This is a genomic window from Pseudoalteromonas porphyrae, from assembly GCF_001298125.1.
In the GTDB taxonomy this organism is placed as follows: Bacteria; Pseudomonadota; Gammaproteobacteria; order Enterobacterales; family Alteromonadaceae; genus Pseudoalteromonas; species Pseudoalteromonas neustonica.
Window position 1 is genome coordinate 76,364 of sequence record NZ_LHPH01000013.1, and the last position, 17,201, is coordinate 93,564.

10 protein-coding genes are annotated in these 17,201 nt (G+C 38.6%); 2 read left to right on the plus strand and 8 right to left on the minus strand.

Annotated features, from left to right (window positions below; all coding sequences use genetic code 11):
• Nucleotides 1-92: 92 nt before the first annotated feature.
• From ADS77_RS12330 to ADS77_RS12360, 7 genes are all read right to left on the minus strand, one after another.
• Nucleotides 93-1,634 carry a glycogen synthase gene (locus ADS77_RS12330; RefSeq protein WP_054203796.1) on the minus strand — a complete coding sequence of 514 codons (1,542 nt, stop codon included), beginning with the start codon at nucleotides 1,632-1,634 and terminating at the stop codon, nucleotides 93-95.
• Nucleotides 1,635-1,955: 321 nt separating this feature from the next.
• Nucleotides 1,956-3,257 carry a glucose-1-phosphate adenylyltransferase gene (gene glgC / locus ADS77_RS12335; protein ID WP_054203797.1) on the minus strand — a complete coding sequence of 434 codons (1,302 nt, stop codon included), beginning with the start codon at nucleotides 3,255-3,257 and terminating at the stop codon, nucleotides 1,956-1,958.
• A gap of 14 nt (nucleotides 3,258-3,271) precedes the next feature.
• Nucleotides 3,272-5,797, minus strand: coding sequence for a glycogen/starch/alpha-glucan phosphorylase (locus ADS77_RS12340; protein ID WP_054454668.1), 2,526 nt, complete (start codon nucleotides 5,795-5,797; stop codon nucleotides 3,272-3,274).
• Nucleotides 5,790-7,847, minus strand: a complete 2,058-nt coding sequence (gene glgX / locus ADS77_RS12345; RefSeq protein WP_054454671.1) for a glycogen debranching protein GlgX — start codon at nucleotides 7,845-7,847, stop codon at nucleotides 5,790-5,792. Before glgX ends, ADS77_RS12340 begins: the two co-directional genes overlap by 8 nt.
• Entirely contained in the window at nucleotides 7,831-10,062 is a 2,232-nt protein-coding gene (gene glgB, locus ADS77_RS12350; protein ID WP_054454675.1) for a 1,4-alpha-glucan branching protein GlgB, read from the minus strand. The genes glgX and glgB overlap by 17 nt, the downstream gene beginning before the upstream one ends.
• Complete coding sequence (malQ, locus tag ADS77_RS12355) at nucleotides 10,063-12,057, minus strand: 4-alpha-glucanotransferase (protein ID WP_054454676.1); 1,995 nt, start codon at nucleotides 12,055-12,057, stop codon at nucleotides 10,063-10,065.
• A 9-nt stretch (nucleotides 12,058-12,066) separates the two neighbouring features.
• On the minus strand, nucleotides 12,067-12,366 hold the full coding sequence (locus tag ADS77_RS12360; RefSeq protein WP_054203802.1) for an isoamylase early set domain-containing protein: 300 nt from the start codon (nucleotides 12,364-12,366) through the stop codon (nucleotides 12,067-12,069).
• Nucleotides 12,367-12,858: 492 nt separating this feature from the next.
• Here ADS77_RS12360 and ADS77_RS12365 point away from each other — a divergent pair, with 492 nt between their 5' ends.
• Nucleotides 12,859-14,772, plus strand: coding sequence for a putative bifunctional diguanylate cyclase/phosphodiesterase (locus ADS77_RS12365; protein WP_054203896.1), 1,914 nt, complete (start codon nucleotides 12,859-12,861; stop codon nucleotides 14,770-14,772).
• A gap of 87 nt (nucleotides 14,773-14,859) precedes the next feature.
• Nucleotides 14,860-15,789 carry a hypothetical protein gene (locus ADS77_RS12370; RefSeq protein WP_054454678.1) on the plus strand — a complete coding sequence of 310 codons (930 nt, stop codon included), beginning with the start codon at nucleotides 14,860-14,862 and terminating at the stop codon, nucleotides 15,787-15,789.
• On the opposite strand, the gene ADS77_RS12375 is transcribed toward ADS77_RS12370, so the two are convergent.
• Entirely contained in the window at nucleotides 15,781-16,806 is a 1,026-nt protein-coding gene (locus tag ADS77_RS12375; protein WP_054454680.1) for a GGDEF domain-containing protein, read from the minus strand. The genes ADS77_RS12370 and ADS77_RS12375 overlap by 9 nt on opposite strands.
• Nucleotides 16,807-17,201 lie beyond the last annotated feature (395 nt).

Genomic DNA, 17,201 nt, shown 5'->3' on the forward strand with positions numbered 1-17,201 from the left:
TTTTATTAATCAAGCCTATAAACCAATAAAAAAAGACTAGGCCACCTTGAAATATAAACACATTATAACTAGAAAGGTGGCAAATTGCAGTACTAACAATAAAGTTTACTAATGTACTCCTGAGCGACTTTCGACCATGTAAAGCGAGCCGCCCTCGCTTGTTGCACTATATTCTGCCATTGCTTTGGCTTGTGGGCTCGTAAATTAAGGGTATCTGAAAAGCAATCAATCAAGCCTTCACATTGAGTTTCAAGTGAGTTACCAGTAAAACTGAAACCCGTTTCTAAGTGATTTATCGTATCTTTAAGGCCGCCAACGCCATGAACTAAACAGGGTTGCCCAGCACGCATAGCTAACATTTGACTAATTCCACATGGCTCGAATGAACTTGGCATTAAGAATAGATCGCCAAGCTCATAAAGGTCCTCCCCCACTTTATGTCCATACCCTTTAAGGAACAGCAAATTACAATTGCGAGCCATGGCTTCTGTCATTATCTGCTCTAATTTTTCATCCCCAGAGCCTAAAATAATCATATTGCCTTGGTGCTGTGCTAATTTTTCACAAAGATGATCAATTACATATTTATTTTGATAGGTTTGGTGTAATAACAATACCTTTTGATCAGTCAATCGGCCTACACTGGTGATCAAAGGTCCTTTATTTTTTTGTTTTTGAAAGCCTATTAATCGTTGGTGAGCAATATAAAAACTACTAACTAATGTAGTTTTTTGAGCGATCCAACCAAAGAGAGTTGACTCTATTTCTTCATATAAGTCAGTTAATTGAAGTGTTGAATTTGCTTCATGAGTTGGGTACTCACAGCCATTTAAAATACCAACGACTTTATTTTCTTCTGCTCCCTTTTGTAAATCTTTCTCAAGGCCTTCACCACCGAAGAAACCATTTTCAGGTGAACTTGCAGCTAAAACTTCCAGCGCATAAGTGGGTGATACTAAATGTACTTTATCTGCAAGATTAATCGCGGTACGCATTGGATTAAAACAATGCGGGTACCTAGGATCACACAATAAATGGCCGTCATAACTTAATGATGGAAACCAAGCTTCAAGGCTCGAATCATCGCCTTTAAAAGGTCGGATCCCCTGTAAAGCTATATTATGTACTGTAAACACTGTTTTTAATTGTGAAAATGCAGTAAAACGATGATCAAACTTTAGCAATAATGCCGCGCAGGCACTATGCCAATCATGTAGGTGCAACACGTCAGGGCGTATAAATATACCTTGTAATAATGCTTCACAAACGCCAGCATTAAACAGTGCAAACTTAGTTGCATCTGTAGCGAATGGCCTACCAGGTTCGTCATTGCAATATACCGCGCCATTATGCTGACTAAAATAAGGGTGAGACAAAATTAATTGCCTTACCCCATTATCAACTGAGTTAATTTCCCATGCATGTATTTCATGAATGTAGCCTGCAAATGGCACATATAATAATCCAAGATGCTCTTTGCTCAATGCGCTAAAACCATAATCAGGTATAACAACATCAACTGTTAGCCCTCTTTGTGCTAATGCTTTTGGACTATCTCTAATCACATCAGCAACACCGCCGACTTTAGCATTTGGTAACGTGTCATTTTCGGCTGCAACCATTAATACATGCATATTTTCTTTATTTCCTACAACTGGTTTATTAAGGTATTTTGACCTTTCAGGATTAAAACTCGTTCAATCTAGAGGCGATTTAATCGAGCGGGCTAAGTAAAAACCGAGCAAAGCTTGTGCGCCCTACTCACGCCCCTTACCTACATCTGTGTAGGTAACAAAGAGTTAATCGCCCCTAGGAAGAACCCTTTGGGCAGCGCATGTTTGGCATTTATACTGCGTTATCGCCGATTTATGGGGAACAACCACACGACATAGGCTCTGCCTTGCCTAAATACCAAATAGACTGCTGCAAAATCAATCACAAAAGGTCAACACGCCTTAGGCTAATTGCTTTTTATCACGCTCTTGGCGCTCAAGTTTTTTTGCAAGTTCAGTGAGCATATCACGGGTAACTAGTACAATACCCTTTTTAGATACTCTAAAACCATTTTCTTCATCTGCTTTACGGTCAAAACCAATCTCAACCCCTGCTGGGATCTCGCACCCGCGATCTATTATGGCACGGCGAATACGACAGTTTCGCTGTATGATGGCACCTGGTAATATAACCGACTCTTCAATTTCACAATATGAACGTATATGTACATTTGAGAACAGCAGTGATTTTCGCACAACCGAACCCGAGATGATGCACCCGCCCGAAACGGTAGAATCAACGGCCATACCACGACGCTCATCATTATCAAAAATGAATTTTGCAGGAGGTAGTTGCTCTTGGTATGTCCAAATTGGCCATGTAGGGTCATATAAGTCTAGCTGAGGCTCTGGCATTACAAGCTCCATATTTGCTTCCCAAAATGAATCAAGGGTGCCCACATCACGCCAGTAAGGTTGACCTTCATGGCCTGGATCTCTAAATGGAAAGGCAAATACATTATGCTCCTCAATAATTGCAGGGATAATATCGTGGCCAAAATCACGTCCAGACCCTTCATTTTCAGCATCTTTTTTCAATTGCTCAAATAAAAACTCGGTATTAAATACATAATTCCCCATTGATGCTAAACATGTACCCGGTTTGCCTGGAATTGAACTTGGTGCCGCTGGTTTTTCATCGAAGCGACGAACACGCTTTTCTTCATCTACCGTCATAACGCCGAATGTGTCTGCAGCTTCTTCACAAGGAACTTCAATACAACATACCGTCATATCCGCGCCAGTTTCCAAATGCTTTGCTAATAAACCACCGTAATCCATGCGGTATACATGATCCCCAGATAAAATCATGACATACTTTGGTAACTCATGGCGGATAATATCCATGTTTTGAAAAACGGCATCCGCAGTACCACAATACCATTCGTCACCATAACGCTGTGATGCTGGTAAAATTTCAACAGACTCACCAAGCTCTTTTTTGAAGTGTCCCCACGCGCGATTAACATGACGGATCAACGAGTGTGACTTATATTGCGTCGCAATGCCCACACGTCGTATACCCGAGTTAATACAATTAGACAGTGGAAAATCGATGATTCGATGCTTGCCACCAAAATAAACGGCTGGCTTGGCCCGCCAGTTTGTTAACTCATGCAGGCGTGAACCTCTGCCGCCCGCCAGAATTAGTGCATAAGTTTCCCTTGTTAAACTACTAATATAGCGATTTGCATAACTTGGCATAATTTATCTCCGTATTAATCTAAGCTGTTACTAGCGGCTTGATTGGCCGAACTAGTTGTTGTTAATGCTTCTAGATGCCAAATATCATTACTGTATTGGCTTATCGTTCTATCACTTGAGAAAACACCACTGGCTGCCGTATTTAAAATACTCATCTGTGTCCAATGCTGTTGATCTAAGTAGGCGTGCTCAACGGCACGTTGGGCGTGTACAAAGCTCTCAAAATCATGCGCTACAAGCCATGGATCATGAGGGCTTTTAATTGCATTTATAATGTCGTCAAATAATCCTGGCTCAAATAAATTGAAGTGGCCACTTTCTAGCAACTGCATTACATTAAGTAAATCAGGGGTATTATGAATTAAATGTAACGGATTATAACTTTGCTTAATACCGTCAATTTGTTCAGTTTGTGCGCCAAACAAGAAGAAATTATCAGCGCCAACAGCATCTCGAATTTCAATATTTGCACCGTCTAACGTACCAATTGTCAATGCACCATTCATCATAAATTTCATGTTACCAGTGCCCGAAGCTTCTTTTCCGGCAGTTGATATCTGTTCAGAAAGATCGGTTGCAGGACAAATAGTTTCCATGGCTGTGACGTTATAATTTGGTAAAAAGGCAACTCTTAAAAATGGCTTAGCAAGCGGGTCTTTATTTATTACATCAGCGACATTATTGATAAGTTTGATAATCCGCTTTGCCATGTAATACCCTGGTGCTGCTTTACCACCAAGTAGTACACAGCGAGGCACTAAATTAGCAGTATCACCACGGCGAATGCGGTCATAAAGGTGAATTACATGGAGGACATTAAGTAGTTGGCGTTTGTATTCGTGAATACGTTTTACATGCACATCAAACATCATACTCGTATCGAACTCAACACCGCATCGCTCTTTAACTAAATCAACTAAGCGCTGCTTATTTTCAAGCTTAACTGCTTGCCATTGTTGGTGAAATTTAGCGTCATCAAAATAACGACGTAACTGACTGATTTGTGAAAAATCACCCACCCAATTATCTCCTATTTTTTCGCCAATTAGTTTGGTTAATTTAGGGTTACAATGGGCAAGCCAGCGCCTAGGTGTGACACCGTTTGTTTTATTGTTGAATTTTTCTGGCCATAACTCATAAAATGTTTTAAATAGCCCTTCTTTTAATAGTTCTGTGTGAAGTGCTGCAACACCATTGACAGAAAAGCTACCAACAATCGCTAAATAAGCCATACGAACCTGTGGCTCAGGACCTTCTTCAATTAAAGAAAGTGCTTGTTGTTTTACCACATCCCCTGGCCACGCAAGCGCAACGTGAGCAAGAAAGCGTGCGTTAATTTCATAAATAATTTCTAAAATGCGTGGTAATAAACGTGCAAATAGTGACACCGACCATTTTTCAAGTGCTTCTGGTAATAATGTATGATTAGTATATGCCATTGTTTTGGTTGTTATTTCCCAAGCATCGTCCCAATCTAGATCATAATCATCAATTAACAGCCTCATTAATTCAGCTACGGCTATACTTGGGTGAGTGTCGTTGAGTTGGAAAACATGAAAGTCTGCAAAGTCACTAAAACCTTCACCGTGTTGTGAAACCCATACACCGATGATATCTTGCAAGCTGGCTGACGATAAAAAGTACTGTTGCCTTAAGCGTAATTCTTTACCATTTTCACTGGTATCATTGGGATACAATACCATCGTAATTTGTTCAGCAAGATTTTTGTGAGCAACCGCTTCCGAATAACTACCCGCATTAAATTCGCTTAAATCAAATTCATCCGTGGCTTCGGACTTCCATAATCTTAATGTGTTAACTATGTTATTTTTATAACCAGGAATTGGTACATCATAAGGGACAGCGAGTACATCATGTGTGTCTAGCCATTGACGATGAACACGTCCTTTTTTATCAGTATAGCTCTCTACGTGACCAAAAAATTTAATTCGTTTAGCTTGTTCTGGCGCGCTGAGTTCCCATGGATGCCCTTCACGTAACCAATTATCTGGTTGTTCAATTTGATGACCATTTTCAATTGATTGGTTAAACATGCCGTATTCGTAACGAATACCATAACCCGTTACAGGTAAAGCAAGGCTTGCACAGCTATCTAAAAAACATGCAGCTAAACGCCCTAAGCCGCCATTTCCTAGGCCAGCGTCATGCTCGGCTTCTGCCACATCTTCTATTTTGGCACAGTACTGATTGAGCGCATCCTTAACCTGATCATCTAAATCTAAATTTAGAATTGCATTACCAAGTGCACGGCCCATCAAAAACTCTAATGAGATATAAGCTGTTTTACGACGTTTTTCGCTATTCATTTGTTGCTTCGTTGCTCTGCAACGAGCTACTAAACGATCACGAATTGTCAATGCTAACGCATTATATAAATATAGTTGAGATTTACCGACTCGATCACGCCCTAAGGTATAGTAAAAATGGCGTGATAAATCATCTTCAAGCGTACTTTCATCAATTAAAGGAGCATCTTGCCATCCTTTAGCTACACACATTTGTTCACCATTATTAGCCATGACATTCGTCCTCTAAATTGGCTGTAAAAACCCAGCTGCTTTGTGCAGCAACCTCAAATTCATCCGTACTTTTGATCATTGCTTGATCAACACTCGATATCGCTAAACTCCATGTAGATAACCTATTACTCACAGGTAATTGGCATTTGACCTTCACTTTACTGGCATTCAATATAATGAGTAGTGCTGTTTTGGCCTGTAAATCCCGCAGGCTATACATTAAAAATTGCTTAGAGCCATCATGCCAATCACTTTCTTCCATCGCTTTACTTTCTTCAGAATACCAATCAACGCAAAATCGATTATCGCTGTCATGCAAAAACACACTGTGCTTAAAAACATTATGCTCTTTACGTATACTCAACACGTCGTCAATAAAACGGGTTAAGCTGTGTTGACGTTGAGAGTCTTTCCAAGCTAACCAGCTGGTACGATTGTTCTGGCAGTATGCATTGTTATTACCGCCCTGCGAGTGACCCATTTCGCTGCCGGCCGACAGCATAGGAACGCCTTTAGAAAGTAATAATGTAAGAAGTAGGTTCTTTTGTTGCTGTAAGCGTAATTTGGTAATTTCTACATCATCAGTGAACCCTTCAAAACCACAATTAAACGAATAATTTGCACTATGACCATCACGGTTTTGTTCACCATTAGCTTCGTTATGTTTTTGCTCATAGCTAACGAGATCTGTTAATGTAAAGCCGTCGTGGCTAGTTATAAAGTTAATACTATTTAACGGGCCTCGTAGATTATGTTCAAACAAGTCAAATGAACCATGCAAACGCTTTGCAAGCTCAGGTAACATATTGCCTTCACCTTGCCAAAATCGTCTGACAACATCTCGATATTTATCGTTCCATTCACGCCAAGGAGCAGGAAATGCACCAAGCTGATAACCACCGGGCCCTATGTCCCAAGGCTCTGCGATAAGCTTTACTTGGCTTAAAACAGGATCTTGGTTTATTGCTTGTAAAAAGCTATGTGTTTGACTAAAACCATGAGGAGTACGCCCTAGAATAGTGGCTAAATCAAATCTAAAACCATCAACCCCCATCACTTCAACCCAATAACGCAGACTGTCTAGCACCATTTTCAAAGTATAGGGGTCATCTATATTCAACGTATTACCACAACCGGTATCGTTAATATAAACTTCTGGGTTGTTATTAATTGAACGATAATAACCGAGGTTATTTAACCCACGCCAAGACAAAATTGGACCATCACTGCCTGCTTCTGCGGTATGGTTGTATACAACATCTAAAATAACTTCAATATCTGCTTCATGTAGCTTAGTTACCATTTGCTGAAACTCTGCTACTTCGCCATTTACTAAGTAATCTTTATGCGGGGTAAAAAAATTTAAAGAGTTATAACCCCAATAGTTTTGCAAACCTTTCGCTGTTAAAAATTGTTCACTGATAAAACTATGAACAGGTAAAAGCTCTAATGTTGTTACCCCTAGCTTTCGTAAGTGTTCTATAAAACTTGCATGACTCAAGCCCATATATGTACCTTGGAGCTGACTTGGAATTGATGGATGTCGAGCTGTCGCGCCTTTTATATGACATTCATAAATAACTGTTTTACTCCAGTCATGCGCGGGCTTTTTACCTTTATAAGGCTGTAATTCAGTGACTTTAGATTTAGGCATGTCAATTGCGTTGTTTACTGCACTGAATGTTCCAATAGGCATTTGACCATAATGACGCTCACTCCATGTAAACTCACCAAATAAATCTTTTGCGTAGGGGTCTATCAATAGTTTTTGGCTGTTAAAGAATAAGCCTTTTTTAGGCTGATAATCGCCTTCAGCTCGATAGCCGTATAACGTACCTGGCGCGAGTGGACTGATATATAAGCTCCAAATTCCACCTTCATTATTATTCATCGCCAATTTCAGTACTTCGGTATGCCCACTTGCATCAAACAAACATACATATAATTGCTTAGCAAAAGGTGCATAAACAGCAAAATTAACACCCGAGTCAACGACGTTTGCCCCCAACGGAGATATATGACCTTGATTTAACTCAATTGATAGGCTCATCAGACACCTTTTTTAAATAAATTGTCGCAAGCGCAGGCAAAGACAATTTAATACTATGTTGATGGCCATGACTTGCAGTCGCAACAGTACTTATTACTTGCTCAGTTAATGCTACAACATGCACTCCTGAACCAAATAACGCTTCCTCATCTGTATTTAAAATAACCTTAAACTCACCGCCACTTGGCACACCAATACAATAATCATGATAAACCGTGGGTGTTAAGTTACTGATCACGACAACATAATCGCTGGCTTTTTTAGCGAATCGAATAAAACTAAAAATACTTTGCTGTGCATTTTGGCTATCAATCCAACTAAAACCTCTTGGATCATTATCTAGTTGATGTAGCGCTGGTTCAGAGGTATATACTTTGTTCAGTTGACTAATCGTACGCTGTACACCTTGATGCGAGATGTGTTCCAATAAATGCCAATCGAGTGATTGATCGTGGTTCCATTCACTGCGCTGAGCTATTTCCCCCCCCATAAACAATAGCTTTTTACCTGGATGCGCCCACATAAATGCATAATAAGCACGTAAGTTTGCAAACTTTTGCCAATCATCTCCGGGCATCTTTTCGAGTAATGAGCCTTTACCATGTACCACTTCATCGTGGCTCAAAGGTAAAACATAATTTTCACTAAAGGCATACACCATTGAAAAAGTTAATTCATGATGATGATGCTGGCGATACAAAGGATCACGTTGCATATAATGCAAACTGTCATTCATCCAACCCATATTCCATTTATAACCAAAACCTAAGCCATCTTGATCTACTTGACGTGTAACTCCAGGCCACGCTGTTGATTCTTCTGCAACCATCATGATGCCAGGGTTATTGGCATAGCTGCGTAAGTTGACTTGTTTTAGGCATTCAATCGCTCCTAAATTCTCACGACCACCATAGCAATTTGGGATCCATTGACCTTCTTTACGGCTGTAATCTAGGTAGAGCATCGACGCTACCGCATCAACACGTAAGCCATCAATCGCAAATTCTTCAAGCCAATACATTGCATTAGCAACTAAAAAACTACGAATTTCAGGGCGATCATAGTTATAGATGTATGTATTCCAATCTGGGTGAAAACCCTGGCGCGCGTCAGCATGTTCAAATAAATGCGTGCCATCAAAACAATGTAGGCCATGCGGATCACTTGGGAAATGACCGGGAACCCAGTCAATAAGCAAACCAATATTTTTTAAGTGGCATTGCTCTACAAAATATCTAAAATCATCCAAACCGCCAAATCGGCTCGTCGGTGCAAATAAACCAACCGGCTGGTATCCCCAAGAACCATCAAATGGGAATTCACTAATTGGCATTAATTGAATATGCGTGAAGCCTTGCTCAATTACATACCCAATTAAGCGCTGTGCTAATTCTCGATAATTTAAGTAACGATCCCCAGCCTCTCGCTGCCATGAGCCCAAGTGGACTTCATAAATACTAATGGGTGCATCTATTGCATTTCGCTTGACCCTTTGCGCTTGCATTTCTTTAGTCAACGCTATAGCTGGTGGGCGAATTTGTAATACTGATGCTGTCCCTGGCGCTTGTTGCATTTTAAAAGCAAATGGATCAGCTTTTTCAAGCACCTCACCACTTAACGTTGTAATTGCAAATTTGTAGCACTGGCCTTGTGTTAATTCAGGAATAAATAGATCCCACACACCCGATGCTGGATGAAAACGCATAAAATGCTGGCTTTTTTGCCAGTGGTTAAATTCACCAATAACAGAAACACTACTCGCATTTGGTGCCCACACGCTAAAACGCACCCCTTGTTTACCTGATAATTCAATAAAATGCGCACCAAGGTGTCGATATGCGTGCTCTAATGTCCCTTCATTAAATAAGTACATCGCGCTATCATCAAGGCTACTTTCGAAGCTGTAAACGTCATCGCAAATAATTTCGTATTCACCATAATCAACCACAAATTGATAAGTGCCCATATCTTTACTATTGACATGTGCTATGAATAAATCTGACTCAGAGTATCGTGCGCACTCTAATCTTTGCTCACCAAGCTTTAAACTTACTTTACCAGCGCCTGGCATGTAACAACGTACTTCACTTTTTGTTTCAGAAATTGAATGCGTTCCTAAAAAGCTAAATGGGTCTTTAAAACAACCACGCTGTAATGCATCAACTTGCGGGCCATAGTGCTGCAACGTCGATTGTTTACGAACAATACTGTTCATTTAATTAGTCCTTATGGAATTAATAGCACGCAGGAATTCACGATGACGATCGAAAATGCTTTCACTTGAATAAGTGAGCACTCTACGCCAATTAGGGTATTCCTTATCTGTCCCTGGGATATTTACAGGTAGGGTTTGATCATCTAAATCGTCTAGTTGGATAGTAAATAAACGTGCGGGTGAATGAGCTAAACTTAATGTTAGCGCCTGATAAACATCACTCACTGGGCTTTGTAAACACAGTGATTTTCCACAGTTTGCCAAGAAACGTAGTAATCGCTGCCTTTCTAAGTCTCTTGCTTGTTGTTGTTGAATTAATTGCGATTCATCAATTAATTCATAGTCATATTTTAAACTCAGATCACAGCCTTGCCACCAGCCAAAAAAAGGCGGTACATCATGATTTGCAACCATCAATAATGATTGCGCTGAAAAAGAACTAACAGGTAAAAATTCACCGTCACAATCCTTTTCAAAGTAAAATAAGCCATTTGAGAAGATTGCTTTGTCAGCTAATGCAGCTTTGACTTCAGGCGGTACGACACCCAAATCTTCACCAATTACAATACATTGATTTAAATGAGATTCAATGGTTAAAACAGCCAGCAAATGTTCAAATGGATAATAAACATAACAGCCATCTTGCTGGTATTGGTTGTTAAAACACCACCATAAACGACGAATAGCCATTACATGGTCAATCCGTAAGCCTCCCACGTTTTCCATATTGGCGCGGATCAATGCTCGATAATAAGCAAAGTTATTATCGCTAATCTTAATCGGGTTAAGTGCTGGTAGCCCCCAATTTTGACCTTGTTCAGCCCAAGGGTCTGGTGGCGCGCCAACATAAGCAGAATCTGTAAATAAGTGTTGCTGATTAAGATACTCACTACCATCACCAGCACAGCCAACAGCTAAATCATTAATTAAACCTATACTCATGCCACTTTCACGCGCAACCACTTGGCACTGCTTTAATTGTTGGTGGGCCTGCCACTGAAGATAGCTCGCAAACTCAAGATCATCCACTTTCAAAGTCGCGAGTGTTTCGCTATGTTGCAGACAAAAATCTGCAAATAACTGCTTACGGACACGACTTCCAGATTGACAAAAACCTTGATACAGCAACTTAAAAACAGCATATTTAAAATAATTTACAGCTGTGTAATCAATATATTGCGCCTGCTGATTAGTAACTTTAAAATCCAGAATATCTGCATTTTTCATAAAAATCGCAACTGATTCATTATCAAGATAATCTTCACATGACTCAACAGCAATATAAAGCGGGTTTAATAATGCTCGGCTATTTGGACTATAAGGGCTTGCTCGTTCTGGCTGTTCACAAAACAGTAAGTGCAATGGGTTTAATAGGATGTAATCGAGCTGGTGTGTTGCAGCTTGCTTCACTAAATCAAGCAAATCAGTAAAATCGCCTATTCCTAATCCCGCTTTATTTTTTAAACTGTAAAGTTGGATTGAAAGCCCGCTTTGTTTTTTTTCTGTTACTTGGTAACTGTGCTTTGGTGTTACCCACAATTGGGTCACTCCAGATATTTCAGCAACGTCAACACGAACATGGTGATAACCGATTGGTAGTTTAGGTAATGGACAAGCAAGTTCTAAATATTTAATACCGTTAAATATATAATCGCCAGTACACATTAAATCAGCCAAACAGACATTAATATTTTCTAGTTCAAGTTCCATGAATGAAATAACACAATGTTGCGCCAATAAACGTTGATCAATACGTATTTTGAATATTGGTTTCTCTTCGCAGACAATGCTGCAATTAGGCACTAGTTGCAGCCATTTATTTGCATCTAAGGTGACATTTAAATGTTCAACTTCAGCATTATTTGTAATATCAATCCCACAGCAACTTAATGCCGCACCGCGAGTTTCGTCACTAAAAATAACGTGTTCACCAGTGTACTTTGTATACTCATACCCAATTCCATGCAGGTAAAAAAGCTGCGAAAGTGACTCCATAATCGCGCCTTATATACGTTGTGTATTAACTATACTATTTTCTGTTCCGAAGCTATTTGCAATGTAACCATCAGCTTGATGATCATTGTCCCAAATGCAGCCATTTACTAAATATCTAAAGTGGAACTGTTGATCACTTGGTAATCGTTGTTTGAATTTAAAACAGCGCCCTTTCTTGTTGAACTTCATATTAACGGGTTGCCAATCAGTAAACTCAGCAACAAGTTGAACTTCTTCAGCTTCCGGGTGCTGAAATTCAAATGTCACTTCAGCTTCATTTTTGGTTTTAAAAAATCGTTTGCTTAACATAGCGGGCTCCAACTAAACCTTTTGGTTAATTAATCCTTGCCACCGTGCTGTGTTCAACTACTCAACATATGCAGGGGTGTTATACGTAAAAACATTGTTTGTTAGTAAATCAAAGTTATGTTTATGCTTTATGACAGTGCAATTAAAATTTAATTGCACAATTTTAGTGCAATAAATGATAAAAAACCCATCAAAAAGAAACATCGCAATGAAGATAGCAATAAACAAACCACTTTGTGGTTAATGTTCGAAATATAGCCTATAAAGTAGTTAAGAATTATTCTCAGGTAAAGTGAAAAAAATTAATGTCCTCCTTGAGTAAAAAAGCCATACACCTTATGTATTTACTCTATTTCATCATAAAAATGATCACTCCTGTACAATTGTACTCGAAATGTTTTGTCACCCGCTGTCACAAACTATATACTGAGAAAAACCTTCAATCCCTAATAATAACTTCAAAGCTGAAATGGGATCCTTATGGCTAATGTAATGACTAACTTTTTTCGTTCTTTCGGTATTGCTTTAATAGCCATTATTGTTTTTGGCTATTGCCTAAATGTATTGCTTACAAAACAAATCAACAACATCAACCCTCAGCAATCAAACATAGCTCTACGTACGTTTAAAATCGCCAATACACAGCTTGAAATGCCGCCTTGGTACAATCCGATATTGAGCGGACACCATCTAATACACAGTAATAACAACGACTATTTATTAATAAAAATTACAGAGACCGAGTTTATTACTGCCAAAGCGTCATCTGTTTTAAACGCAACACTACTATCCCCTGCCAATTTAATATTATTAATATTGCTGGGCTTATGGTTAACTTGGTATTTAGGGAAGGCTCGCCAAATAAAGCGCGAACATAATGTTATTAACCAATTACACCTGCAAACACATAAATTGGTAAGTGCTTTTAATATTCAGCTTCCTCCACTTGATAATCCCACATCAGTAGCAAAATTGAGCCAAGCAATTAATGCCCTCAATAACCATGTCACTACATACGCACGAGAAACTCAAACAAGTATTTGCCAAGATAAGCTCACGCTACTGATTGATCGCCATGCTTACATCGAGCACTTAGATCGTCAGCTAAATGGCGCTGAAATAAAAAACATTAACTGTGCATTATTGTTCATTGATTTGGATGGCTTTAAACAAGTTAATGATTCATTTGGACATAGCTTTGGTGATGAAGTACTCATTCAAGTCGCCGAGCGACTTGCTAATGTTCTTCGCCACCATAAACTGAATGATTTAAATCCGACCAGTTTATTAGAACAAAATTTAGCTCGCTTAGGTGGTGATGAGTTCTCAATTTTTATTAATGAAATCGATTCTGACACTAAAACCTTAGATGTTGCTCAACACGTTTTAAATGAAATAGAACGTGACTTTGTACTCGGTAATAAAATTATAAAAATTAGTGCCAGTGTCGGTATTGCCGTTTACCCAGAAAGCGCATCAACACCCCATGCGTTATTACAAATGGCCGATGTGGCTATGTATCGGGCAAAAACAGATGGTCGTGGTATTTTTAAGGTCTATTCGCCTGAAATGGGCAACAAGATGCGTCGTTACCATTATTTATTAGAAGAGTTACGTTTAGCAATAGCGTGTCAGAATTTTCACTTATCTTTTCAGCCCATTGTTCACGTAGAAGACTGTGCAATAGATTACTTTGAAGCTCTAGTCCGTTGGGATCACCCTGTAGAAGGTGCAATATCCCCTGTTGAGTTTATTCCGATAGCAGAAGAATCAAATCTTATTTTAGAGCTTGGTGATTGGATAATGCTCGAGTCGTGTAGACAAATGTCAGCATGGCATAATGCTGGTATGCGTAAAGTAAAAATATCTGTCAATGTGTCAGGTATCCAACTTAAACATCGTCCAATTCACGAATGGGTAATGAAAAAACTAGCTAAAACAGGACTTCCACCAAGCTCCTTGATGCTAGAAATAACGGAATCAACGTTGATAACAGCCAGTGAGACTATAATTAATGAACTTGAAAAATTGCGAAAAGAAGGTGTAACCATCGCCATTGATGATTTTGGTACTGGTTTTAGCTCTTTAAGTACTCTAGCTGATTTGCCAATTGATGTAATAAAAATAGATCGATTATTCATCGCACAAGCTAACGAAAACCCTAAATATAATGAAATTCTAAACTCAATCAGTGAACTAGGCACAAAATTAGGGCTTAAAATTGTTGCAGAAGGTGTTGAAGAAATAGAACAATTTGAACTAGTAAAACGTATGGGAATTAGCAGCGTACAGGGTTACCTTGTAAGTCGTCCACAGTCATCGCTAAATGTTGGTAATAAAGTTTTACAAGGTAATGTTAATCATATCGCAGCGACGGGGACCGGCGTGTGGAATCTGGAAAGTTAAATATTGACTCTAAATTTATTAGACGTAGAAATTTACGCTAAAATAGATAATAATAGTTAGCAATTTAGTACTTAGACATCCTCATACATGCTTAAAAAAAGCCTATATTCACTTATCTCTATCGTATTTTTAGTTACAACTATTTCAATAAGCATTTCAATTTATACCCTATATAGTAAAAAGGCAGTGAGTGTCGATCCTAAACTAAAAGAAATTTCCGGTATTGAGTTTGATAAAGGTAATCACCTGTGGGCTATAAACGATGGTGGTGACGAAGCTAAACTTTATCGCCTAAGAGAAGATGGGTCTATCGCCAAGGAAGTACTTGTCACAAACGCAAAAAATATTGATTGGGAGGATATGACTCAAAATGACTTTGGGCACTTCTTTTTAGGTGATTTTGGCAATAATAAACAAGAGCGAAAATGGCTAACAATTTATAAAATTGAAAACCCGATTGATATAAAAACAAACACCACAGAGGCTGAAATCATAAAGTTTACGTATCCTGAACTTGATGGGAGCCCTATTGCTGCAAGTAAACGCAATTTTGATTTAGAAGCATTTGTTGCTTTTGGTCGTCATTTATATCTATTTACTAAAAATCGCACTGTTCCCTTTGATGGCATAACTAATGTATACAGAGTAGGTGATCATGCAGCTAATTTTGACGCAAAACTTGTCGGATCTTTTAAAACCTGCACAACAATGAAAAAGCTATGTTGGATAACTTCCGCAGCACTAAGCCCTGATCGAAAAAAACTTGTATTACTTGATTCAACCAGTATTTGGTTATTCGAAAACTTCTCCGAAGATAAGTTTTTTTCCGGTGACGTATCGCATATTGATTTAGGTATTGTTACTCAAAAAGAAGCTATTACGTTCTACGATGAAAATACCATAGTCTTCACAGACGAGGAATTTAAAGGGATCGGCGGGAATGCTTATATCATCAAGCTTGATGAAGTAAAAAAGAATAAAATAATTAGGTCTGCCTCAAGTAATAGATCAGAATAAATCGATGTCTGAACCCTTATCAGGTGAATCAATCAAGTTATCAGCAATTAGCTCCTCATAAAAACAAAGTTTATCGCGTCCATTTTCTTTTGCGTAATACAGTGCCTTATCTGCATTTTCTAATACCGTTATCGGAAAGTCATAAGGGCTGATACGCGACATACCGATACTCAGGGTCATCTTTGCTACAAATGGGAAATGAGTTGCTCTTATCATCTCAAGAAATTGACTCATCTTTTCATTAATTGATTCAAAATTAGTTGGTTCAAATACAATAACAAATTCCTCGCCACCAAAACGAAATATCAAATCGGTCGAACGAAAAAAATGACGCATTCTCTGAGCAAGTACCAGTAACACCTCGTCTCCACAGACGTGTCCGAACTTGTCATTAATACTTTTAAAGTGATCAATATCAATCATTGCAAGCCAAGATGTTGAGCTTTGCTTTAACTTCCTATGGCAATCAACCTTCGTTAACTTGTGTTGCTTTAGTACCTGTTTTTCAATGAGCTGCTTAATTTTTTTATCAAAAGTTTGACGGTTTAGCAACCCCGTTAGCTTATCTCGCTCATTTTCATGTAAAATAAATAAATAGTTTTCAAAGATTCGACAAAAAGCGTTCAGTAATACTTGATCCGCACTTTTCAATTCGTTACATACTATTGAGATTGCGCCTATGGGTTTGTCTTGAAATGAAATTGGCAACCAGCGTTTTTCAACTCCATCATTCGACTTCACTGTGATAATACATGCAGAGCGTAAGCACGATACAAGTTCAGGTTCGGGATCATCTATTATCTGTCTTGGCCCCCAGATGAATTCTTTATCGTTAAGAGTCTGCAAAGACAAACTACGTTCAATTGTCAATTCTTCTTGGACATCCAAATCTTTATAAACAGCAATTTCTGAGCAATCAACAAACTCTTTAATTGTTGAAATAAGGCTATATTCTAGTGAATCAATGTCTCTATTTTTAGTTATTTTAATAACAGAATTTAATAAACTTTCCTGCATATGACCTCTGTATTCGAGTAACTAGCAAATTGATAATAATTTACAGAATAAAATAAGTACTGAATTAATATACCCAAACCACCTCAATATGTGAGCGTCGTTGGAATTTAAAACGATTTAGGCAAGGCATTGATTGCAAGTAATAGTGGTTCTATTATTAAAATCAATCCCTTATAAAAGTAACGCAGTATAAATCGTTTTAAAACCAACCCATTGGGCGTTTCACCGGCACTTACTCTCATCGTTGTTGCTTCTTAAAAGGGACTGCCATTCTTGCAAAGTAACGCCTTGATATTAGGCCCCTGTGAAACGCTGAACTCTGCATATTGAGGTGGCTTGGGTATAGTATAGTGTGTTAATACAATTTAAGCTTAAAATATTAGTAAAGTTATTTT